The sequence below is a fragment of the Stenotrophomonas sp. TWI169 genome (assembly GCF_039674705.1).
In the GTDB taxonomy this organism is placed as follows: Bacteria; Pseudomonadota; Gammaproteobacteria; order Xanthomonadales; family Xanthomonadaceae; genus Stenotrophomonas; species Stenotrophomonas maltophilia_P.
In genome coordinates this window covers 47,698-70,141 of the sequence record NZ_JBDJOB010000010.1, presented here as the reverse complement: position 1 = coordinate 70,141, position 22,444 = coordinate 47,698, and the positions used below count along the sequence as shown (strand labels likewise).

Here is a 22,444-nt window from a genome sequence, read left to right as displayed (position 1 = left end):
ATCGGCATGCGCATTCCTGCTTTGACGGCCGGCGCCATCGCGCTGGCATTGGCGATGACCGGCGGCGTGAACGCGGCCGAGGCACCCGCCATCAACCCGCTGCTGACACGGCCAGTGGACCAGCTGCGGCCGGACGAAGTCCGTTTCATGCAGCAGCGTCTGGCGGATTGGCCGCAGCTGCAGCGCTATCGTGACGCCAACGCAGCCCTGCCTGCTGCCCGGCCCGGACAGCCACGCGTGATCTTCTACGGCGACTCGATCACCGAGGGCTGGGGGGCTGAGGGCAGTGCCGCCTTCTTCCCCGGCAAGGGGTATCTCAATCGTGGCATCGGTGGCCAGACCACGGCGCAGATGCTGGTTCGCTTCCCGCAGGATGTGCTTGCGCTGCATCCCCAGGTGGTGGTGATCCTGGCCGGCACCAACGATATCGCCGGCAATACCGGCCAGGCCACGCAGGCGATGATCGAAGACAACGTGCAGGCGATGGTGGCGCTGGCGAAAGCGCAGGGCATCAGCGTGGTGCTGGCCTCGGTGCTGCCGGTCAGCGAGTACCCCTGGATGCCTGGTATCGAGCCCGCCGCGAAGGTGCGTGCATTGAACCGTGCACTGAAACGCCATGCCGACGAACAACAGCTGGTCTACCTGGACTACCACACGCCGTTGGCCAACGCGCAGGGCGGTCTGGATGCCGACCTGGCCGGCGACGGCGTGCATCCCACCACGAAAGGCTACGCGGTGATGGCACCGCTGGCCGAGGCTGCGATCAACCAGGCACTGGCGAGGCGCGCCGCCCGGTGATGGTCGGCAGGAACATGCCGCAGGTCGGGACGTGATGGCGGGAACTCAGTCGTCGTCGCGCTTCAGCGCGGCGTCGGCAGCCAGCAGAGCTTCGGCGGCGGCGCTGAGTGCGGGGGAGGGCGGCAACGGCGAACCGATGGCGTCCATCATCTGCTGCATGCCCACGAATGCACGCGCGCGGCGATCATAGATGCCGGTGACCAGCAGGGCGCGCGTGGCGATCTTCTGGCCGTCGCCGACCAGCACGCGCTGCTCCATGATCACGCGCGTGCCGACCCAGCCGGCCAGGCGTGTTTCCAGGGTGAAGCGCTGGAATGGCCGGAGCTCGCGGCGGAACTGGATGGTGCCGGCGCCGACGATCGGCGCCCATTTCTCGCGCAGCGCCACCTTGCCCAGGCCCATGCGCAGGATCAGGTCCAACCGGCCCAGATCGAAGATGTTCCAGTAGCGGCCGTTGGTCATGTGCAGGTTGCTGTCCAGATCGTTGGGCAGCACCCGGAACTGCAGCCGCGACACGCCGAAAGGCGCCTCCAGCCTGGGCCGGAACAGACTGCACAGCAGCAGATGGAGCAGGCGGAACCAGAGATTCATGATTATTACGGGTGTTATAGAATCGACGGTACGCTAGTCTATGACGACTGTCTTATCAAGGCGCAGCCATGAGTCCGCGAACGTCCGACGCTCCCCAGCGCGTGATCGATGCCGCCGCGCAGATGCTGGCTCGGGTCGGGCTGAACGCAACCAGCATCCGTGAAGTGACCAAGCTGGCCGACGCGCCGCTGGGGTCCACCTACCACCACTTTCCCGGCGGCAAGCAGGAGCTGCTGGCGCGCGCCACGCTTATGGCCGGCGACAAGGTGGAAGCGCTGCTGGTGGCGCTGCTGAAGGGCGGCGCAGTGCAGGGCCTGCAGCAGTTCCTGGCGATGTGGCGCGAGCGCCTGCTGCGCTCCGGGTTCCGCGCGGGTTGCCCGGTGCTGGCCGCTGCCGTTGAGGAGCCGATGGACGCGGTGCCGAGCCAGCCCCGCGCGGCAGCTGCCGAGGTGTTCGCGCGCTGGCACGATCATCTCGCCAGGGCGCTCGTCGCCGAAGGACATGCGCCAGCCGCTGCGGGTGAGCTGGCCAGCCTGGTGATTGCCAGCGTGGAAGGCGCGGTGGCGATGTGCCGCGCGCTGCAGGATATCGCTCCGTTTGACCAGGTCGCCGCGCAGCTGCTCAGGGCTGTCGCGCCACCTGCGCGCTAGAATCAACGCGAACGCGCTGCTGCGTGCCCGGCAAGGACGTCCCCATGTTGCACCACCTCTCCCTCGGCGTCCGTGACCTCGATGCCGCAGGCCGCTTTTACGATGCCGCACTCGCCACGCTTGGGTTTCGCCGGGTCTTCGAGGACGAGACCGCGATCGGTTATGGGGTGGTCGATGATGAGGATGCGCTGTGCCTGAAGCTGCGTGATGACGCCGCAGCGCCGGGTCCCGGTTTCCACGTAGCGTTTGCCGCGCACTCGGCAGCGGCCGTGGATGCCTTCCACGCAGCCGCCGTGGCCAACGGGGGCGCTGACAACGGTGCGCCCGGGCCGCGCCCCGATTACGGTGACTTCTACTACGCGGCATTCGTGGTCGACCCCGATGGCCATCGCATCGAAGCGGTGACCAAGGCGCGGCCGGAGTGACGCAGCCAGGTGTTTCGGCGCCCGCACGCTGACAAGCACAAGCGCACGCAACAGCTCACGCCAGCGATGGTTCGCGCGGTGGGACGCTGCCGGGTACGTCGTCGAAGTGGCTGAAACGACGACGCCGGATCACACCCGGCGCCGCCCGGGGCGATCAATCGAAACGCCAGCGCACGCCTGCATAGATGCCCCGGCCTTCGCCAGGCGTGGAGCGGGCGACATCCTTGCCGGCGTCGTCGTAGCCCGGCGTGACCGTGGCCGCGTAGTGGCGGTTGCCGAGGTTGCGCATCTCCGCCCACGCCTGCCAGCGGCCACCGGGTGCGTCGTAGCCGATGCGGCTGCCGAAGATCAAGTGGCTGTCGGCCCAGTAGCTGTTGGCGTAGTCCACCGCGATGCGCGAGGCGTATTCGGTGTTCAGCGCGGCGTACAGGCCGGAGGCATGATCGAAGCGCAGCTCGGCCTGGTAGCTGTGGCGCGGCAGGACCGGCAGGCGGTTGCTGCCGAAGCGCGCGTCGTGGCGGTAACGGAAATCACTGAAGGTGTACGCTTGGCGCAACGACAGGCGCCCCGGCGCGGCCTGCCACAGCGTGCTGTCCAAACCGGCTTCGATGCCGCGGTGAACGGTGGGGCTGGCGTTGTTTTCTGCGATGAACAGGTTCGGCACCGGTTGCAACTCCACGCTCAGCAGCTCGTGGTTCACGTGCGCGTAGTAGCCGGTCAGTTCCCAGCGACCCAGCGCCGCGTTACCGCGCGCGCCCAGTTCCAGCGTGGTGGCGGTCTGGTTCTGCATCGGCACCGGCGCGCGCTGGCGCCCGCTGGACGGTCCGTTGCCCGGCCCGAAGTATTGGTTCGAGCCCCAGATCATCGACCAAGGATGCGGCGCTTCCACCGAGCGGCTGAGGTTGCCGAACCACTGTGTCTGAGCGCTGTGCTGCCAGGTGAAGCCCAGTCGCGGTGCGTAGTCCCAGTCGTGGTCGCGCAGGCGGCCGCCGCTGCTCGGCCAGGTCACCTGCACATCGCGGCGGGTGTTGATCAGTGCCAGCCCGGTCTGCATGCGCAGGCGGTCATTGAAGGCGAGGGTATTGCCGACGTGCAGTGTGCTGTCGGTGCCGTGGTGGCGGAAGTCACGCGTGCGCGTACCGGCGGCATAGCCGTTGCTGGCAAAGCGCAGCGACTCGCGCACATCGGCGTCCAGATCGTGGGTGACGCGCAGACCGATCGTGGTTCGGCTGTCCAGGCCGAACAGCCGGTGGCGGTGGTGGTAGTCCAGCGTGGCGTTGAGGTTGGCGTAGTCCAGCTGCTGGCGGTACAGGCTCTCGTTCAAGTCCATCGGATACGTGTGATAGACCAGCCCGGCCTGCAGCGAAGAATCCTCGTCGATCTGCAGCGTGGTGACATTACCGACCCAGGTACTGCCCGGCTGCGGGCGGCGCGCATCGATGGCCAGGTTGGCTGCGTTCGCGGCTCGCGGATCGTTGCGGATCTGATCGCGGGTCAAGCGACCGGGCGTTTCGTGATTGGTTTCGCGGTAGCGAACGAAGAAACGCGTCTGCAGGTCGGGCGTGATCTGCCAGCCGATGTTGGCCATCGCGCCCTTGCCGTCACCGCGCGCATGGCGCTGATAACCATCGAACTCGGTATCGGTGTAGGCCAGGAAGTAATCGAGATCGCCGTTGACACCGCCCCAGCTGATGGCGCGTTTCTGGTAGCCACGGCTGCCCGCTTCGTAGTGCAGCTGCATGCCGGCCGAATCACGGCCGCTGCGGCTTACATAGTCGATGGCACCGCCCAGCGCCAGCGCGCCGCGCTCGAAGCCGTTGGCGCCGCGCAGCACCTCCACCCGCGACAGCCACAGCGGTTCCAGCAGTTCGTAGGGCGTGCCGCCGGGGCCGGTCAACGGCAGGCCGTCGAGGGACACGGCAATGCCCGAGGCATGCGCGCCCGGGCCGCGATTGATGCCCGAGCCACGGATCGAGACCTTGGTGCCTTCGTTGCCGGCCGATTGCGCACTGATGCCCGGCTGGAAGGCGAGTACATCGGCACTGCTGGCCAGTCGGCTGTCGGCCTTGGCCACGTCGATGACGTTGCTGGCGCCGGGTACGCGCTTCAGCGCCTCGCGGGCCTGGGCGCTGGCATCGGCCGCAGTGACCTGCACGGCATCAAGGGTAGTGGCCTGCGGGGCGGCCTGGGCGGTTGGGGCCAGGCCAAACGAGACGGCCAGGAACAGCAGCGACGGGGTAGGGCAGTACGGCGCGAGCGACATGCGGAAATGCTGTAAACCATGAAAGTGGCGCGAAAGTTAACAGGTCGACGGCGCCACGTCACCCATCACCGGCGTATGGGGGCTGGTGCACCTGTAGAGCCGAGCCCATGCTCGGCTGCTATTTTTACGGAGCCGAGCATCGGCTCGGCTCTACAAAGACGGTTTCGCCAGCGCCTTCGACTTCGCATACAGCCGCTCTGCGACATCCTTCTCACCCAATGCCGCATGACACTCGGCCAGGCTGTCCCACACATTGGCCGAATCCGGATACAGCTCGGTGTTGAGGGCGAATACCTTCAACGCGCTGCGCGCACCGAGGTTCGCGAAGATGGCGTAGCCATCGGTGTTGATCGCGCGTTCCAGTTCGTTGGCCGCGATGCCGCTGCTGTCGCGCAACCATGTGCGCAGGGCCGGTGCAGCGCCTGCATCATCTTCCAGCGCATAGGCAATCAAGCGTTCGGACAACACCGCATGCGGAAATTCCTTCGGTGCGGCCACCGCCATCGTGCTTTCCACCAGCGTGCTCGACCACACGTTGCGTGCGCTGCCGTTGGTCAGATACACGAACACCCAGTAGCCGCTGGCCAGCGTGCCCTTGTAGGCCAATCGCGCACGTACACGGGTGCCACCATCGTGACCGACCTGGGTGTAGCCGTCGCTGCGGGTGGTGTCCCAGCCGGTGGAGAAGAAATTGCCGCCGCCACCGCTCAGTCTCTGCGGCTGCCAGAGTCTTTCCAGGGTCGCCGTGCGCAGCAGCTTGCCGGTGGCCAGCGCCTGCAGGAAACGGTTCATGTCGCCCACGCTGGTCTGCAGATCGGCATGGCCCCAGCCGTAGTCCGGCCACGGATCTTCGTTGGCCGGCTGCAGCTGCCCATCCTTGCCGATGTACGGCACGGCCGCGCGCAGGGCTGGCACGCTGGCGACACCCCACGAGGTGCTGGCCATCTTCAACGGCTGCAGTATGCGTTCGCGGGCGATTGCCGGGTAGGGCCTGCCGTAATGCGTTTGCAGCAATGCGGTCAGCACCAGATAGTTGGCCTGCGTGTACTGCACGCGGCTTCCGGTGGCGAACTGCATCGGTGCCGCGCCGGCCACCTTCAGTGCAGCGGCAAGATCTGGCGCCACACCGGTGTAGCCCTTGCTCACCCAGCGGTTGTCCACCCGCTCGTAGTACTCGCCGATACCGGAGCTGTGGTTGAGGAAATCACGCACACGGATCGCCTGCCATGCTGCGGGCAAGTCCGGCACGTAGCGGCTGGCGGGTGCATCCAGATCCACCTTGCCCTCATCGACCAGCTGCATCACCAGCGTGCTGGTCAGCAGCTTGGCCATCGACTGCGCGGCGAAGATGGTATCGACGGTGGCCGGTGAATGGGTAGCGGGATCACGTTCACCGCTGGCGCCCTGGTACAGCACCTGGCCGTTGTGTGCGACCAGTACCGCCTGGTCGGCGATGCCATAGCGTTCGCGGTTGGCCTGCAACTGCGCATCCATCCGGGTCGGAAGATCGTTGCGAACATCCCCCGCCAGAGCAGGCAGGGCAACGGTCAAGGCACAGAAGAGCGCGGCAAGGGCGCGGTACATCGCGATGATCCGTCAGTGGCGATGGCGCATCTTGGTCAGCGGCGGGGGCGGGGTCAAGCGCATGGCGCCGGGCCATGCCCGGCATCGCAGGTACCGCGCCGGGAGCGCCGGGCCATGCCCGGCGACACCCGGGTCACGATCAGCCCAGAATGCCCGGCAGGTCCAGCCCCTTTTCCTTCGCGCACTCCAGGGCAATCTCATACCCGGCATCGGCGTGGCGCATCACGCCGGTGGCCGGGTCGTTCCACAGCACACGACCGATGCGCTTGGCGGCCGCCTCGGTGCCATCGCAGACGATGACCATGCCGGCGTGCTGCGAGAAGCCCATGCCCACGCCGCCGCCGTGGTGCAGCGATACCCAGGTGGCACCGCTGGCGGTGTTGAGCAGCGCGTTCAGCAGCGGCCAGTCGGAGACTGCGTCGGAGCCGTCGGCCATGGCTTCGGTTTCGCGGTTCGGTGAGGCGACGCTGCCGCTGTCCAGGTGGTCGCGGCCAATCACCACCGGCGCCTTCAGCTCACCGTTGGCGACCATTTCGTTGAAGGCCAGCCCCAGCCGATCGCGGTCACCCAGGCCCACCCAGCAGATGCGCGCCGGCAGACCCTGGAACTTGATCTTCTCGGCGGCCATGTCCAGCCAGCGGTGCAGGTGCGGGTTGTCCGGAATCAGTTCCTTCACCTTGGCATCGGTCCTGGCGATGTCTTCCGGGTCACCACTCAGCGCCGCCCAGCGGAACGGGCCGATGCCACGGCAGAACAGCGGGCGGATATACGCCGGCACGAAACCCGGGAAATCGAAGGCATTGGCCACGCCTTCTTCCAGCGCCATCTGCCGCAGGTTGTTGCCGTAGTCCACTGTCGGCACGCCCAGCGCGTGGAAGCCGAGCATGGCGCGGATGTGGTTGGCCATCGAGGCACGCGCAGCCTTTTCCACTTCCTTGGGGGCGGAGACACGCTTTTCATCCCACTGCTCGACCGTCCAGCCCTGCGGCAGGTAGCCGTTCACCGGGTCATGCGCGGAGGTCTGGTCGGTCAGCAGGTCCGGCTTCACGCCGCGCTTGAGCAGTTCAGCCAGCACGTCGGCGACGTTGCCGAGCAGGCCCACCGACTTCGGCGTACCGGCCTTGCACGACTCGTCGATCAGGCGCAGGGCTTCGTCCAGATTGTCGGTCCAGGTATCCAGATAGCCGGTGCGCAGGCGCATGTCGATGCTGCTCTTGCGGCACTCGACGGCCAGGCAGGAGGCGCCGGCCATCACGGCAGCCAGCGGCTGTGCACCACCCATGCCGCCGAGGCCACCGGTGAACAGCCACTTCCCGGTCAGGTCGCCGCCGAAATGCTGGCGCCCCATTTCCACGAAGGTCTCGTAGGTGCCCTGCACGATGCCCTGCGCACCGATGTAGATCCAGCTGCCGGCGGTCATCTGGCCGTACATGGCCAGGCCCTTCTTATCCAGCTCGTTGAAGTGGTCCCAGTTGGCCCAGCGCGGCACCAGGTTGGAATTGGCGATCAGCACGCGCGGTGCATCGGCGTGGGTGCGGAACACGCCCACCGGCTTGCCCGATTGCACGAGCAGGGTCTGGTCATCGTCCAGGCGCTTGAGCGTTTCGACGATGGCGTCGAAGCTTTCCCAGTCGCGTGCGGCGCGACCGATGCCGCCATACACCACCAGTTCCTGCGGGCGCTCGGCCACGTCCGGGTGCAGGTTGTTCATCAGCATGCGCAGCGGTGCTTCGGTCAGCCAGCTCTTGGCATTGAGCGTGGTGCCGGTCGGCGCGGCGATGGTGCGGGACGGGTCGTTGCGGGTCATGCGGCGCTCCGGTTCGTAGCAAATTCAAGGCAGGCATTGAGCACCTGCGCCAGGGTGTGGCGCAGCGGTGCGGCGTGGTCGGGGTCGAGCGGGGTGGGCCAGCTGTGCTCGTCCACCTGGTCCGGCAGGGGTTCGTGCATGTAGCCGCGACAGGCCAGCTCCATCTGCAGGCTGTGCACGCCGCCGGCCACGTTGCTGTAGTGGCGGGTGATCCAGCCGCCCTTGAAGCGGCCGTTGCGCACCTGGCTCATGCCGCTGATCTTCAGCAGGTTCTCCACCACGTCGCTCAGTGCGTTGTCGCAGGAGGTATCCGGTGCGCCGGACGGACCGGCGGTGCCGAGATTGAACTGCGGCAGTTCACCGTCGAACAGGTGCGGAATATGCGAACGGATCGAGTGCGCGTCATACACCACCACCGTGCCGTGACGTGCGCGCAGCCGCGCGATCTGCGCGGCCAGCGCGTCATGGTAAGGCGCGAAATAGGTGTCCCGACGGCGCGCGATCTCCGCTTCGTCCGGCTCGCGCCCGGCGTGGTACAGCGGCTGGTTGTCGAAGGTGGTCAGCGGGCACAGGCCGGTGGTGTTCTGGCCCGGGTACAGCGATACCCCGCTGGGATCGCGGTTGAGATCGATCACCGAACGCGAGATCGCCGACCGCACGGTGGTCGCGCCCATGCCGCGTGCGAAGTCGTACAGTTCGTGCACCCACCAGTCGGCGTCGCGACGCGCCAGCCACGGCGAGTGATAGTCGCCGATCAGATCGTGCGGCAGCTCGCTGCCGGTATGCGGGAAGCTGACGATCAGCGGGGCATCGCCCTCGTGCACCGTCAGCCATTCGGGGTGGGCATTCATGCCTGCGGCTCCACGGTCGGCAGGACAGCTTCCAGGCCCCGTGCCAGCGCGCCGCTGCGCACGAGCGAGGTGGCAACCACCATGTCCGGGTGGAAGTAGCGGTCGTCCTGCAGGGTCGGCACCTGCGCGCGCAGGGTGGCGCGCACGTTCTCCAGGGCAGCGCTGGAGCGCAGCGGCGCATGGAAGTCACAGCCCTGTGCGGCGGCCAGCAGCTCGATGCCGATCACATTGGCCGCGTTCTCGGCCATCTGCATCAGCCGGCGCGCACCGTGTGCGGCCATGGACACGTGGTCTTCCTGGTTGGCCGAGGTCGGGATCGAATCCACACTGGCCGGATAGGCCCGCTGCTTGTTCTCGGACACCAGCGCGGCGGCGGTCACCTGCGGAATCATGAAGCCGGAATTCAGGCCGGGGCGCGGGGTCAGGAAAGCCGGCAGGCCGGACAGTGCCGGATCCACCAGCATGGCCAGGCGGCGTTCGCTGATCGAACCGATCTCGCACACCGCCATCGCCAGCATGTCGGCCGCGAAGGCCACCGGCTCGGCGTGGAAGTTGCCGCCGGACAGCGCCTCGCCGGTGTCGGTGAACACCAGCGGATTGTCGGACACGCCGTTGGCTTCGATTTCCAGCGTGGTGGCGGCCTGGCGCAGGATGTCCAGTGCCGCACCCATCACCTGCGGCTGGCAGCGCAGGCAATACGGATCCTGCACCCGCACGTCGTTGTCGCGATGCGATTCACGGATGCCCGAGTCCTGCATCAGCGTGCGCAGCGTGGCGGCCGTGGCGATCTGTCCGCGCTGGCCGCGGATGGCGTGGATGCGCGGATCGAACGGTGTATCCGATCCCTTCGCCGCTTCCACCGACAGTGCGCCGGTGACCAGCGCGGCCTGGAACACGGTCTCGATCTCGAACAGGCCGGCCAGTGCATAGGCGGTGGAGAACTGGGTGCCATTGAGCAGGGCCAGGCCTTCCTTTGCGCCCAGTTCAACCGGCTGCAGGCCGGCCCGCGCCAGTGCGTCCCGGGCCGGCAGCCGCTCATCGCCGATGAAGGCTTCGCCCACGCCCAGCATCACGCTGGCCAGGTGCGAAAGCGGTGCGAGGTCACCCGATGCGCCGACCGAGCCCTGCGCCGGCACCACTGGCAACACGCCCTTGACCAGCATCGCCTCCAGCAGCAGCAGCGTCTCCTCGCGCACACCGGAAGCCCCCTGGGCCAGGCTGACCAGCTTCAGCGCCATCATCAGCCGCACCACGCTGGCGGGCATCGGCTCACCCACGCCTGCGGCGTGCGAAAGAACGATGTTCCGCTGCAGCGTGGCCAGGTCTTCGCGCTCGATGCGCACGCTGGCCAGCTTGCCGAAGCCGGTATTGATGCCGTACACCGGCGCACCCTTGGCGACGATGGCCGCCACGGCGGCGGCACTGGCGCGTACCACCGGCAGCGCCGCCGGATCCAGCGCAAGCGGCGCACCGCGATAGACCTGTCGCCACTGGGCGAGGGTGACATGGCCGGGGCGAAGAACCAGGGTGTTGCTCATGTGTTGCTCCAGGAGGCAGGCAGGTCGGGCTGACCGCGCACCACGCGCGCGTGCAGCGGGTTGAATCCAATGCGGTAGACCAGGTCGGCGGGCGCGTCGATGTCCCAGATCGCCAGGTCGCAGTCCATGCCCACGGCCAGGCGGCCGATGCGGTCGCCATGGCCCAGCGCACGCGCTGCTTCGCGGGTGAAGCCGGCGATGCACTCGTCCACCGTCAGGCGGAACAGGGTCGCGCCCATGTTCATCGCCAGCAGCGGGCTGGTCAGCGGCGAGGTGCCCGGGTTGCTGTCGGTGGCCAGTGCCAGCGGCACACCCGCTGCACGCAGCGCGGCAATCGGCGGCGGGGTGGTATCGCGGGTGAAATAGAACGCGCCCGGCAGCAGCACGGCAACGGTGCCGGCCGCCGCCATCGCGGCGATGCCGGCGTCATCCAGATGTTCGATGTGATCGGCCGACAGCGCGCCGAAGCCGGCGGCAAGCTCTGCCCCGTGCTGGTTGCTCAACTGCTCGGCATGGATCTTCACCGCCAGTCCGTTCGCGCGTGCGGCGTCGAACACCTGCCGCGCCTGCGCAGGGGAGAAGGCGATGTTCTCGCAGAACACGTCCACGGCTTCGGCCAGGCCCTCGGCCGCGATGGCCGGAATCATCACGTCGCAGACCTCGTCGATGTACTCCTGCGCCTGGCGGCCCGGGGGAACCGCATGGGCACCCAGGAAGGTCGGCACCACATTCACCCGGCACTCCTCGCCCAACGCGCGTGCGACCTGCAGCTGCTTGCGCTCGTCGTCCAGGGTCAGGCCGTAGCCGGACTTGATCTCGATCGTGGTCACGCCCTCGGCGCGCATCGCCAGCAGGCGAGGACGGCTCTCGGCGGCAAGCTGGGCTGGCGTTGCGGCGCGGGTGGCGCGCACGGTGGAGACAATGCCGCCGCCCGCGCGGGCGATGTCGGCATAGCTCACACCCTGCAGGCGCTGCTCGAATTCGTTGGCGCGGTTGCCGGCGTAGACCAGGTGGGTGTGGCAGTCGATCAGGCCGGGCGAGACCCAGCGGCCTTCGCCGTCGATGCGGGTGGTCGGCTGCAGATGGGCATCGCTGCCGGCCGGGCCGACGTGGACGATGCGGCCGCCCGCGCAGGCCAGCACGGCGTCACGGAGGACACCCAGGCCCTCACCGTCGAGGGTGATCAGATGGACGTTGGACCAGAGGATATCGACATGCATGGCATCCACACTGCGGCTGTGCTTATATGTCTATACAATATAGGTGTCCATTTCGGGTTGTCCAGCCATGTCCGATTCGCGTTCCCCGTCCTGTTTCCATGCCGCCCACGCGCTGCTCGCCGATGGCTGGGCCCGCGATGTCCGCCTGCAGGTGCAGGCGGGGCGCATCGCCGCGATCGACGTGGGGCAGCCCGCGCAGGATGGGGATGCCCGGGTCGGCATCCTAGTGCCGGGCCTGCCGAACCTGCACAGCCATGCGTTCCAGCGCGGCATGGCCGGCCTGACCGAGATCGGGGGCGGCGACGGCGACAGTTTCTGGAGCTGGCGCGAACTGATGTACCGCTTCCTTGCCCGCCTGCGCCCGGACGCAGTGCAGGCCATCGCTGCCCAGGCATACATGGAGATGCTGGAAAGCGGCTTCACCCGTGTCGGCGAGTTCCATTACCTGCACCACGATGCGGAGGGGCGGCCCTACGCCGACCGGGCCGAGATGAGTGCACGTATTGCCGCAGCCGCGGCACAGACCGGCATCGGCCTGACCCTGCTGCCGGTGTTCTATGCCCACGCCGATTTCGGTGGTGCAGCGCCGAACCCGGCCCAGCGTCGGCTGATTCACGACGTGGACGGTTTTGCGCGGCTGCTGGAGCGTGCCCGTGCTGCGCTGGCTGCGTTGCCCGATGCGGTGCTGGGCATCGCCCCGCACAGTCTGCGGGCCGTCACCGGCGATGAACTGGCAGCACTGCTGCCGTTGAACGAGGGCCCGGTGCACATCCACATCGCCGAGCAGGTGCGCGAAGTCGACGCCTGCCTGGCGTGGAGTGGACAGCGTCCCGTGCAGTGGCTGTACGCGCACACCGAGGTGGACGCGCGCTGGTGCCTGGTGCACGCCACCCACATATCCGATGACGAGCGCGCCTCCATCGTCGCCAGCCGGGCCGTCGCCGGCCTGTGCCCGATCACCGAAGCCAATCTGGGCGATGGCCTGTTCCCGATGCAGGCGTTCGCACGCGAAGGCGGGCGCTTCGGCGTGGGGTCCGATTCCAACGTGCTGATCGATGCGGCCGAGGAACTGCGCCTGCTCGAATACGGCCAACGCCTGGCGCTGCGCGGGCGCAACGTGCTGGCTGCCGATGCCAGCCGCAGCAGCGGCAGATTCCTGTTCGAGGGGGCGCTGCACGGCGGCGCTCAGGCGTTGGGCGTGGCCGCCGGCCTGCAGGTCGGAGCCAGTGCCGACCTGCTTGAACTGGACGCCGCACATCCCGCGTTGCAGGCGCGACGGGATGACGCATGGCTTGACAGCTGGGTATTCGCCGCACGTAATGGCGCGCTGCGATCGGTCTGGCGCCATGGCCGCCAATGCGTGGCCGAAGGCCGCCACCTCCAGCGCGAGGCGATCACCACCGCCTTCGCTGCCGCCCTGCGCGGCGTGCTGGGCTGATCGCTTCCCGCCACCGAGACCTGTCACGTGAAGGCCAGCAAGTCCGCCACGCTCAACCAGCGCATCCGCAGCGACCTGGAAAGCCGCATTCTCAGCGGAGAGTGGGCGCCGGGTTTCCGCATCCCCTATGAGCACGAACTGATGGAGCAGTACGGCTGCTCGCGGATGACCGTCAACAAGGTGCTGACCGCGCTGGCCGAGAGCGGCATGATCGAGCGTCGCCGCCGGGCCGGTTCGTTCGTCGCCCGGCAGCCACCGCATCTGGAACAGGTGGCGCTGGAGATTCCGGACATCGCGATGGAGGTCGGCTCGCGTGGCCACCAGTACGGGTACCGGCTGCTGCAGCGCGAGCTGCGCCTGGCCGACGCCGGCAATGCCGGTGAAGTGGAGCTGGCCGGCAGTGAAATGCTGCTGGCGATGCGCTGTCTGCATCTGGCCGACGGCCGCCCGCTGGCGCTGGAGCACCGGTTGATCAGCCCGGTGGGTGTACCGGAGGTGCTGGAGGTGGACTTCAGCACCACCGCGCCGGGCAGCTGGCTGCTGCAGAATGTGTCCTGGACCCGGGCGCAGCACCGCATCAGCGCGTGGGGTGCGGACACGGCGTCTGCCCGCCTGCTGGACGTGAAGCCGGGCACCGCCTGCCTGGTGATCGAACGCCTGACCTGGCGGGGCGAACAGCCCATCACCCGCGTGCGCCAGGTGTTCCTCGGCGATGCCTGGGATCTGGTGGCCCGCTTCGCGCCCGGCGCGCGCTAGCGCGCACGCTTCCGCGCGTTCAGATCAATACGTCGCGCACTGCCGCCAGCGCACCGGCTCATCCACGCCGGGGCGGGCATTGAGCTGCACGCGCACCGTGCGCAGCGCGGGGTAGCGCAGGACCTGCGTGCAGACGCGCGGCCATACATCGTCAAGTTCGCCGGTGCGGTTGATCGCCAGGGTCTGCCGGGTCAGCCAGACGCCGCTGGCAATGCCGGGCTGTCCAGCCAGCGCCCGGGCCAGATCCGCCTGGTAGCGGTCAAGGGTCGCCATATCCGGGTTGGGGTCGCTGTGGCCATCGTCTGCCGGCGTGGAAACGGCAGCAGCAGGCGCCGCCGCTGCCGGTGCGGGCGCCTGGGAGACAGCGGCAGGCGCCGCGGCGGCGATGTCGGCGGAGGCAGGGGCGGTCACCGCCTGCGGCGCCGGTGACGCCAGGTGCAGGCCCTGCAGGCCGAGGCCGACCAGCAGGCCGACGGTTACCGAGGCCAACGCGGCAATGGCGATGCGACGCAGGGCCTCGTGGCGTGCAGTGGCGCGCACGCGCGCATCGATGTCGGCCGGCAGATAGGGCTGCAGCAATGGCCACAGGCGCGGGCCGTCCAGCACCTCCACGGCCTGCAGCTCGGCGGCACTACGGCCATCGCGCTGGATCCGGCCTTCGGTGATCAGCACGCCGCCCTTGGCCCCGGCCAGCCGCGCTGCCGCGCCCAGTTCGTTCACCGCAGCGGTACCGATGCGATAGGCCAGGCCATGCTTGCAGGACACCCGCCAGGTATTGGGGCCATCGCTGAGCAGGAAATCGCTGCTGGGCTCGCGGGCATCCTCGGCAGGAACCTCCAGTTCGCGCAGGCCGCGCTGCTCGCGCAGCATCCGCTTGACCAGCGCGGAGAACTCCCGCCAGTGCATGCCGGCCAAGGCCTGCAGGCCCAGTTGCATCTCCTTCTGCCGCCGCTTGATCCACCACAGGTGAACGACGGCCAGGGAACAGATAAGCAGGGCCGACAGCAGGGCCAGAATCCAGGGAAGCATGCAGGGAGAGCGCGGAAGGGGCGAAAACGGAAGCAGACAGTGTAAAGCGCGCACTGCCTGGCAGGGTCAGGACGTTCCCCACAGCAAGCGTGATGGAACGCTCAGATCGGCGTTCCGCAGGCACGAAAAACCCGCCAATCCTGAAGCCGTGAGGGGAGGGAACAAACGGCAGGCGAAGCGATTGGCGGGTTGCTCGCGATTGTCAGGCAAATTTTATTGCATTGCAACAATCCATCGTCAGGGCACGCTGCCCGGCGACTGGTGGCTGCCCGGGGCCGGCGCATCGCTGCCCGAGGCCGCCCGCGTCTCCAGCTTGGCCAGGCGCGCATGAAGGGCGTCCAGGCGTGCCTCCAGCGCGGTGAGCTCGTCGGCGGTGGGCACATGCAGGCGCCTGAGCACGCCCTGCACCTGGTCGTCGAAGGCCTTTTCGACCTTGTTCCAGGTGCCCGAGGCCTTCTCGCGCGCCTCATCCAGCGAGGACTCGACGTTGTCGCGCCATCCCGGGCCCTGCTCGCTGGCGCGCTCACGGCGGCGGGCCTCCCAGGCCTCGCCTTCCTTCACCAGCCCATCGAAGAAACGGCTGCCTTCGGCCTGTGCCCGGCCCAGCGCACCCAGTCCGGCCAGCCAGACCTGCTGGGCCGAATCGCTCAGCTTGCGTGAGAAGCGTCCGGCCTGTTCACCAAAGGTGGCGTCGTCGTCGCGGCGGTCGTCGTTTTCGTAGCGGTTCATCGCACTTCCCGTGGGAGTTGGACCTGCCCCGAGAGTAGCGCGCGCCGCCGTTGCAGGGCCGTGACGGCCGCTGTCGTGGTTCAGCCCAGCTTTTCCTTCAGCACGCGCTGGATTTCGCTTTCGACCATGCCTTTCATTGCCGACAGCAGGAAGCCGAGCTTGGCGGTCACCCGCACGGCGCCCGGCTGCAGCTCGATCGCGCCGTCCACGCCGCTGCCGGAGAAATTCAGCACATCGGCGCTCCACGAGGACTTCAGGCCAAAGCGCTCGGCCAGCTTGGCGGCAACCTGTTCGATCGCCTCGCGCGCCTGTGCGTCGGGCAGGGCGTGGGCGTGGCGGACATCGATGGTGGACATGCAGGCTCCTGGCGCAGGGCGGGGTGATCAGAGAGGGCGAGCATTGTGCGCATCGATCGCGTCCGCGCCAAGCGCTCATCCGGGGTTCTTCTTCGATGCCGGCCAACCTGCTAGGCTGCGCCGCGTGCAGAACCTGCTTGTTCACTTCAGTCAACAACAACAGCCCGACCAGCCGCTGCGGCCCGGGGTGCAACGCATCGTGCGCCATGCCAACGGCAGCGTGCGGCTGGGCGAAGCAGGCAACGGCGCGTTGCTGCTGGCGCAGTTCTGCATGGATGATCGCGGCCTCTGGCTCCAGGTCGGCAACGGCATCCGCGGCATCCATGTCAACGGCCGTCCGGTACGGCGCATGGCGCTGCTGCGCGCCGGCGATGCAGTGTATGTCGATGGCGTGGAAATGGTCCTGCGGGGCGAAGCCGAGAGCCTGCTGCAGGCGCCGTCACCGGACGGCGAAGATGCCGGCGACGAGCAGCGCCTGCTGCGGGGCGTCGGTGGCCTGCACCATGGCCGCAGTTTCACCTTGTCGCGCGCCCGCGTGATCGGCCGCGGCACCGAGGCCGACATCGCCATCGACGATCCGGCGTTCGCCGAACAGCACGCGCGCGTGGAAGTGCACGGCGATCGCGTCCTGCTGCGTGACCTGGGCAGCGCCGATGGCACCTGCGTCAACGGCGTGGCCGTGCGCCACTGCTGGCTGCAGCCGGGCGACCAGGTGGTATTCGATGGCCAGCACCGTTTCGTGCTGGAAGTGCCGCGTGATCCGCGCCGGCGGCCGCTGGCGGCCGAGGATGAGTCCAGCCGCGAGGCCGAACGGGCGCCCGCGGAGCCCCTTCCTCCGCGCCGGGTCCGCCGCTGGCCGTGGCTGCTGGTCAGCGCACTGCTGCTGGCTGCGCTGCTCAGCCTGCTGCTCTGGTTCGGCGCGCGCTGAGCCTGTCGTCTCCGTGCTTCGGGCAGGCGCCGGCCCAGGTCGGCGACTGCCGGTGCAGTGCCGCGGGCGATGGATTCCGATGAAACCAAATTTCCCTTGCCGCGCAAGGCCGCAAGGCTGGTGCACTGCGGCATACTAGGGATCTTGCCCCACAGGTGTGACATGACGCGCGCGTTCAACTTCAGTGCCGGCCCTGCAACCTTGCCGGAATCGGTCCTGCGCCAGGCGCAGGCGGAAATGCTGGACTGGCACGGTACCGGCGCCTCGATCGTGGAAATGAGCCATCGCGGTGCGGAATTCATGTCCGTCGCCGCCGAGGCCGAGGCGGACCTGCGCCGCCTGCTCGACATTCCCGAGGACTACGCCGTGCTGTTCCTGTCCGGCGGCGCCACCACCCAGCAGGCGTTGATCCCGCTGAATTTCGCAAGCCCCGGCCAGCGTGCCGACTACGTGGTCAGCGGCCACTGGGGCAGGACGGCGGTCAAGCAGGCCGGCCCCTATGTGGACGTCAACATCGCTGGCAGCAGCGAGGACGGGGGCTACCGCGAGCTGCCCGCGCGCAGCAGCTGGCAGCTTTCGCCCGATGCGGCCTATGTGCACATCACCGCCAACGAGACCATCCACGGCGTCGAGTTCCGTGACGTGCCCGATACCGGCGATGTGCCGCTGGTGGCCGATTTCAGTTCGTCCATCGCCAGCGAACCGCTGGATGTGCGCCGCTACGGCGTCATCTACGCGGGCGCGCAGAAGAACCTGGGCCCGGTCGGCATCGCGGTGATGATCATCCGTCGCGACCTGCTGGAGCGCAGTGGCCAGCCGCGCGCGGACATCTTCGACTACCGCTCGCACGTGGCGCGCGACTCGATGCTCAACACCCCGCCCACCTGGAACTGGTACCTGGCGGGGCTGGTGTTCAAGTGGATGCTGGCTGAAGGCGGCGTGGTCGAGTTCGCCCGGCGCAATGCGGCCAAGGCCGCGCTGGTGTACGGCGCCATCGATGCGTCCGGCGGCTTCTATCGCAATGAAGTCGCGCACGCGGCGCGCTCGCGGATGAACATCCCGTTCTTCCTGCCCAACGCCGACCTCGATGCGCGTTTCGTCGCCGAGGCCAAGGCCGCCGGCCTGCTGGCGCTGAAGGGTCACAAGGTGGTCGGCGGCATCCGTGCTTCGCTGTACAACGCCATGCCGCTGGCGGGTGCGGAGGCGCTGGTCGCCTTCATGGCCGACTTCCAGCAGCGCTACGGCTGAGCAATGAACGGCGCGCACCGTCGGTGCGTGCCCACGCAACAGGGAATTCCGATGGCAAGCAAATCCAGCAAGAAGGCGCCGAAGCAGGCTGCACCGGCCAAGGACAGCGCTGCGTCCAAGGGCACGTCCAAGGCCAGGGCTGCATCGACGCCGGCACCCACCCAGGCGCCGCTGGCACTGGCCGACGTGCGTTCGAAGATCGACCAGATCGACCGCGACATCCAGCGCCTGATCGCCGAGCGCGCGCAGTTCGCCCACCAGGTCGGCAAGGCCAAGGGCAAGCTTGCCGCCGCCGTCGATTACTACCGCCCCGAGCGTGAAGCACAGGTGCTGCGCATGGTGGTGGACCGCAATGAAGGCCCGCTCAGCGATGAAGTGCTGGTGCACGTCTATCGCGAGATCATGTCGGCCTGCCTGGCCCAGCAGGAGCCATTGAAGATCGGCTACCTCGGCCCGGAAGGCACCTTCAGCCAGCAGGCCGTGCTCAAGCATTTCGGTCGCTCGGCGCTGGGCCTGCCATTGGCCAGCATCGAAGAAGTCTTCCAGGAAGTGGAAGCGGGCAACGCCGATTTCGGCGTGGTGCCGGTGGAGAACTCGGGGCAGGGCACCATCCAGATCACCCTGGACATGTTCCTGACCTCCAACCTGAAGATCTGCGGCGAAGTGGAACTGCGCGTGCAGCAGTACCTGATGTCGCGCAGCGGCCGCATCGAGGACATCGAACGCGTCTACGGCCACCCGCAGTCGTTCATGCAGACCTCGGCGTGGATGCGCGCCAACCTGCCCAAGGCCGAGAAGATTCCGGTCTCCAGCAACGCCGAAGGCGCACGCCGCGCGCGCAACGCCGACGATGCGGCGGCCATCGGTGGCGAAAGTGCCGGCCACGTGTACGGCCTGAAGAAGGTGGTGACCAAGCCGATCCAGAACGATGCCGACAACACCACCCGTTTCCTGGTGGTGGGCCGCAACATCTTCCCGACCTCCGGCCATGACCGTACCTCGGTGCTGGTCTTCATCCATGACAAGCCGGGTGCGCTGTTCGACGTGCTCAGTCCGTTCGCGCGGCACGGCATCAGCATGAACCGCATCGAGTCGCGGCCTTCGCACCACGGGAAGTGGGAGTACGGCTTCTTCATCGACCTGGCCGGCCACATCGACGACGCGCCGATGCAGGCCGCGCTGGCCGAACTGGAAGCACACTCGGCGCAGATCAAGGTCCTCGGCTCCTATCCGGTGGCCGTGCCCTGATGCCTGCCGCGGTGGCCGCGGCCACCGCCCCTTGATGCACCGCCGGCCCGCCGGCGTCTACGGAATGATCGAACGATGAGCAACGCGCAACACTGGATCGCCCGCAAGGGCCAGCCGCTGCAGGGCAGCCTCACCATTCCCGGCGACAAGTCGGTTTCACACCGTTCGGTGATGTTCGCCGCGCTGGCTGACGGCACCTCTCACATCGAGGGTTTCCTGGAAGGCGAAGACACCCGCGCCACCGCGCGCATCTTCAGCCAGCTGGGCGTGCGCATCGAAACCCCCAGCCCGTCGCAGCGCATCGTCCACGGCGTCGGCATCGATGGCCTGCAGGCGCCCAGCGCAGCGCTGGACTGCGGCAACGCCGGCACCGGCATGCGCCTGCTGGCGGGCCTGCTGGCCGGGCAGTCGTTCGACTGCACCCTGATCGGCGACGAATCGCTGTCCGGCCGGCCGATGCGCCGTGTCACCGGCCCGCTGTCGCAGATGGGCGCGAAGATCGATACCCAGGACGATGGCACGCCGCCGCTGCACGTGCAGGGTGGCCAGGCACTGCACGGCATCGCGTTCACCTCGCCGGTGGCCAGCGCGCAGATCAAGTCGGCCGTGCTGCTGGCAGGCCTGTACGCACAGGGCGAAACCAGCGTCGTCGAACCGCACCCCACCCGCGACTACACCGAGCGCATGCTGTCCGCGTTCGGCGTGCAGATCGAGTTCTCGCCGGGCAAGGCGCGCCTGCACGGTGGCCAGCGCCTGCGTGCCACCAACATCGCGGTGCCTGCCGATTTTTCCTCGGCAGCGTTCTTCCTGGTGGCCGCCAGCATCATTCCCGGCTCCGAGCTGCGCCTGAAGCAGGTTGGCCTGAACCCGCGTCGCACCGGCCTGCTGCATGCACTGCGGCTGATGGGGGCGGACATCACCGAAGAAAATCCAGCGGAGCAGGGCGGCGAGCCGGTCGCTGACCTGGTGGTGCGCTACGCGCCGCTGAAGGGCGCGCGCATTCCCGAAGCGCTGGTGCCGGACATGATCGATGAATTCCCGGCCCTGTTCGTCGCCGCCGCCGCCGCCGAAGGCAAGACCGTGGTGAGCGGCGCAGCAGAGCTGCGGGTGAAGGAATCGGATCGCCTGGCAGCGATGGCCACCGGCCTGCGCGCGCTGGGCATGCAGGTGGATGAAACCGAAGACGGCGCGACCCTGCATGGCGGCACGCGTCTGGGCAGCGGCACCATCGAAAGCCACGGCGACCATCGCATCGCCATGGCCTTTGCCATTGCCGGCCAGATCAGCGACGGCGAAGTACGGATCAACGACATCGCCAACGTGGCCACCTCGTTTCCCGACTTCGACGGCCTGGCACGCAGCGCCGGATTCAACCTCTCAGATCATCGGTAGCGCCGGGCCATGCCTGGCCAGGCCCGCCGAATCGGTAGCGCCGGGCCATGCCCGGCGGATCGCATTGCGCGGTAGGTGCCAACCTTGGTTGGCACGCTTTTCCGCATAAAATGACGGAGGCCGAAGCCTCCGTCGAACATCACGAACCCCTCGTCCGCGATCAACGCTGCTCGGTACGGAAATCCACCGGGACCCGCACCACACTGGCCACAGCACGGCCATCCTGCATGGCCGGCTGGAACTTCCAGTTCTGCACCGTGCGCAGGACCGCACGATCCAGGTCACGGCTGCGTTCGCCACTGCGCGACACGATCGCGGCATTGGTGACGTTGCCGCGGGTATCCACATCAAGGCTGGCGATCACGCTGCCCTGCACACCGTTACGAAGCGCAGCTGCCGGATAGTCCGGCTTGCTGTTGCTGGCGAGCGGGCGCGCCTCGCGGTTGCGCACCGGCGGCACTGCCTTGCGCTCGCTCGTGGCCGGCGTGGCCTGTCGTGCGGCAGGCGGTGCCGTTTCGGCAACAGGCGTCTGTTCGGTGGCTGGCAGCATGCGCTCGCCGACCGGTGCAGGCGCCACCTCATCCGGTCCGGAATAGCGCAGCCAGAGCAGCGCGGCCGCGAACATCGCCACGATCAGCGCGACCCACAGCCAAGGCGATGTGGCCCGGCGCGGCGTACCGTCCTGCTGCATCTGCGGCGAATGAAGGTCTTCATGGGTGGTGACAGTCATCGCAAACTCCTTACGTCGGTTGACGACGTGCCGAGTGTTGCCCGAGGCCACGAAGAAAAGTGTCAGTGTTGCGTCAACGCAACCGGGAGGGTTCAGTTTGCCTTCCGGTATGCGTTCAGTTACTGCGTCTTGAAGTCGAACGGCACTTCAATGGTGCCCGGCACCGCCTGCCCGTTGCTCTGCGCCGGGGTGAAGCGCCAGCGGCGCACCGCGTCGGTCGCTGCGCGGTCCAGGTCACGCGAGCCGCTGCGCTGGATGACGGTGACGTTGTTCGGATAGCCCGTAGCGTCCACCTCTACCCGCACCACCACACTGCCGGTTTCGCCGGCACGCAGTGCGGCGGCTGGATAGGCCGGCGGCGGCGATTGGCCCGCGATCGGCATGGGCTGGCTGCCGCCACCGGCGGCCGGCACGGTGCCGGGCGCAGCGGGTGCCGGTTCAGCCATTGCAGGCGGCGGGGGCGGAGCGGTTTCCACCAGCTTCGGGGCGTCTTCCGGTGCCGGCGCCGGCTTGGCGTCGGGCATGTCGCTGGACCCGGCTGCCGCCGGCAGGGGTTCCGGCAGAGGCTCCACCTGGGCGGTTTCCTGCGGCGTCTGTGCCGCAGGGTCGGCGCGGAAGAATTCCTTGTCGCGGCCGGTCAGCCAGACCACCACGAACAGCAGCACTCCCACGCCGAAAGCGATGCCGGCGATCTTCAGGGCGTTGCGCGGAATATGCACAGTGAACGACTTGGCAGACGACGAGCGGGGTGCAGACATGGACCGGACCAGTACGGAATAGCCCGATTCTGCCACGGCCCGAATGAACCGGGCGGCAGAAATCCGCATAACAGGCGATAATCCCGGTCCTGACACCCACCACGA

Annotated in this window: 21 protein-coding genes; 9 read left to right on the top strand and 12 right to left on the bottom strand. The window is 67.9% G+C overall.

The genetic code is table 11. The features are described from left to right. The first annotated feature begins 6 nt into the window (after positions 1-6). A complete protein-coding gene (locus tag ABE543_RS09930; RefSeq protein WP_346475642.1) occupies positions 7-798 on the top strand; it encodes an SGNH/GDSL hydrolase family protein in 792 nt (263 codons plus the stop codon). A gap of 45 nt (positions 799-843) precedes the next feature. Here ABE543_RS09930 and ABE543_RS09925 read toward each other — a convergent pair whose 3' ends face one another. After that, complete coding sequence (locus ABE543_RS09925) at positions 844-1,389, bottom strand: thioesterase family protein (protein WP_065176034.1); 546 nt, start codon at positions 1,387-1,389, stop codon at positions 844-846. Positions 1,390-1,457: 68 nt separating this feature from the next. Between ABE543_RS09925 and ABE543_RS09920 the strand changes: the two genes are divergently transcribed. Beyond that, positions 1,458-2,039 (top strand): TetR/AcrR family transcriptional regulator, encoded by a 582-nt coding sequence (locus ABE543_RS09920; protein ID WP_111186136.1) that lies wholly within the window; start codon positions 1,458-1,460, stop codon positions 2,037-2,039. 44 nt (positions 2,040-2,083) lie between these two features. Then, complete coding sequence (locus tag ABE543_RS09915; protein WP_346475641.1) at positions 2,084-2,464, top strand: VOC family protein; 381 nt, start codon at positions 2,084-2,086, stop codon at positions 2,462-2,464. Between the two features lie 154 nt (positions 2,465-2,618). Here the strand turns inward: ABE543_RS09915 and ABE543_RS09910 are convergent, their stop codons facing one another. From ABE543_RS09910 to hutI, 6 genes are all read right to left on the bottom strand, one after another. Then, the gene (locus ABE543_RS09910) at positions 2,619-4,727 is read right to left on the bottom strand and encodes a TonB-dependent receptor (RefSeq protein WP_346475640.1); all 2,109 of its coding nucleotides are present in this window, start codon (positions 4,725-4,727) and stop codon (positions 2,619-2,621) included. Positions 4,728-4,877: 150 nt separating this feature from the next. Beyond that, entirely contained in the window at positions 4,878-6,311 is a 1,434-nt protein-coding gene (locus tag ABE543_RS09905) for a serine hydrolase domain-containing protein (protein ID WP_346475639.1), read from the bottom strand. A gap of 139 nt (positions 6,312-6,450) precedes the next feature. Then, positions 6,451-8,118, bottom strand: coding sequence for a urocanate hydratase (hutU, locus tag ABE543_RS09900; RefSeq protein WP_346475638.1), 1,668 nt, complete (start codon positions 8,116-8,118; stop codon positions 6,451-6,453). Next, the gene (gene hutG, locus ABE543_RS09895; protein ID WP_065176028.1) at positions 8,115-8,969 is read right to left on the bottom strand and encodes an N-formylglutamate deformylase; all 855 of its coding nucleotides are present in this window, start codon (positions 8,967-8,969) and stop codon (positions 8,115-8,117) included. The genes hutU and hutG overlap by 4 nt, the downstream gene beginning before the upstream one ends. Beyond that, positions 8,966-10,507, bottom strand: a complete 1,542-nt coding sequence (gene hutH / locus ABE543_RS09890; protein WP_053515500.1) for a histidine ammonia-lyase — start codon at positions 10,505-10,507, stop codon at positions 8,966-8,968. The genes hutG and hutH overlap by 4 nt, the downstream gene beginning before the upstream one ends. Next, positions 10,504-11,727 carry an imidazolonepropionase gene (gene hutI, locus ABE543_RS09885; protein WP_346475637.1) on the bottom strand — a complete coding sequence of 408 codons (1,224 nt, stop codon included), beginning with the start codon at positions 11,725-11,727 and terminating at the stop codon, positions 10,504-10,506. Before hutI ends, hutH begins: the two co-directional genes overlap by 4 nt. 67 nt (positions 11,728-11,794) lie before the next feature. On the opposite strand from hutI, the gene ABE543_RS09880 reads away from it, so the two are divergent. Next, the gene (locus ABE543_RS09880) at positions 11,795-13,165 is read left to right on the top strand and encodes a formimidoylglutamate deiminase (RefSeq protein ID WP_346475636.1); all 1,371 of its coding nucleotides are present in this window, start codon (positions 11,795-11,797) and stop codon (positions 13,163-13,165) included. 27 nt (positions 13,166-13,192) lie between these two features. Beyond that, positions 13,193-13,921 carry a histidine utilization repressor gene (hutC, locus tag ABE543_RS09875; protein WP_053515504.1) on the top strand — a complete coding sequence of 243 codons (729 nt, stop codon included), beginning with the start codon at positions 13,193-13,195 and terminating at the stop codon, positions 13,919-13,921. Between the two features lie 24 nt (positions 13,922-13,945). On the opposite strand, the gene ABE543_RS09870 is transcribed toward hutC, so the two are convergent. The 3 genes from ABE543_RS09870 to ABE543_RS09860 all read right to left on the bottom strand — a co-directional run bounded on the left by ABE543_RS09870 (position 13,946) and on the right by ABE543_RS09860 (position 16,035). Then, on the bottom strand, positions 13,946-14,950 hold the full coding sequence (locus ABE543_RS09870) for a restriction endonuclease (RefSeq protein ID WP_053515506.1): 1,005 nt from the start codon (positions 14,948-14,950) through the stop codon (positions 13,946-13,948). Between the two features lie 237 nt (positions 14,951-15,187). Next, the gene (locus ABE543_RS09865) at positions 15,188-15,679 is read right to left on the bottom strand and encodes a phasin family protein (protein WP_180876863.1); all 492 of its coding nucleotides are present in this window, start codon (positions 15,677-15,679) and stop codon (positions 15,188-15,190) included. A gap of 80 nt (positions 15,680-15,759) precedes the next feature. Beyond that, positions 15,760-16,035 (bottom strand): polyhydroxyalkanoic acid system family protein, encoded by a 276-nt coding sequence (locus ABE543_RS09860; RefSeq protein WP_053515509.1) that lies wholly within the window; start codon positions 16,033-16,035, stop codon positions 15,760-15,762. A 124-nt stretch (positions 16,036-16,159) separates the two neighbouring features. Here ABE543_RS09860 and ABE543_RS09855 point away from each other — a divergent pair, with 124 nt between their 5' ends. The 4 genes from ABE543_RS09855 (at position 16,160) to aroA (ending at position 20,851) form a co-directional block, all read left to right on the top strand. Next, positions 16,160-16,963 (top strand): FHA domain-containing protein, encoded by an 804-nt coding sequence (locus tag ABE543_RS09855; RefSeq protein ID WP_074899240.1) that lies wholly within the window; start codon positions 16,160-16,162, stop codon positions 16,961-16,963. Between the two features lie 162 nt (positions 16,964-17,125). Next, on the top strand, positions 17,126-18,211 hold the full coding sequence (gene serC / locus ABE543_RS09850; protein WP_346475635.1) for a 3-phosphoserine/phosphohydroxythreonine transaminase: 1,086 nt from the start codon (positions 17,126-17,128) through the stop codon (positions 18,209-18,211). Between the two features lie 51 nt (positions 18,212-18,262). Then, the gene (pheA, locus tag ABE543_RS09845) at positions 18,263-19,459 is read left to right on the top strand and encodes a prephenate dehydratase (RefSeq protein ID WP_053515513.1); all 1,197 of its coding nucleotides are present in this window, start codon (positions 18,263-18,265) and stop codon (positions 19,457-19,459) included. A gap of 75 nt (positions 19,460-19,534) precedes the next feature. Further along, positions 19,535-20,851, top strand: a complete 1,317-nt coding sequence (aroA, locus tag ABE543_RS09840; protein ID WP_346475634.1) for a 3-phosphoshikimate 1-carboxyvinyltransferase — start codon at positions 19,535-19,537, stop codon at positions 20,849-20,851. 160 nt (positions 20,852-21,011) lie between these two features. On the opposite strand, the gene ABE543_RS09835 is transcribed toward aroA, so the two are convergent. Both ABE543_RS09835 and ABE543_RS09830 read right to left on the bottom strand, forming a co-directional pair. Further along, positions 21,012-21,581 (bottom strand): energy transducer TonB, encoded by a 570-nt coding sequence (locus ABE543_RS09835; RefSeq protein WP_111186123.1) that lies wholly within the window; start codon positions 21,579-21,581, stop codon positions 21,012-21,014. A gap of 119 nt (positions 21,582-21,700) precedes the next feature. Then, positions 21,701-22,339, bottom strand: coding sequence for an energy transducer TonB (locus ABE543_RS09830; RefSeq protein WP_180876858.1), 639 nt, complete (start codon positions 22,337-22,339; stop codon positions 21,701-21,703). Positions 22,340-22,444: the final 105 nt, after the last annotated feature.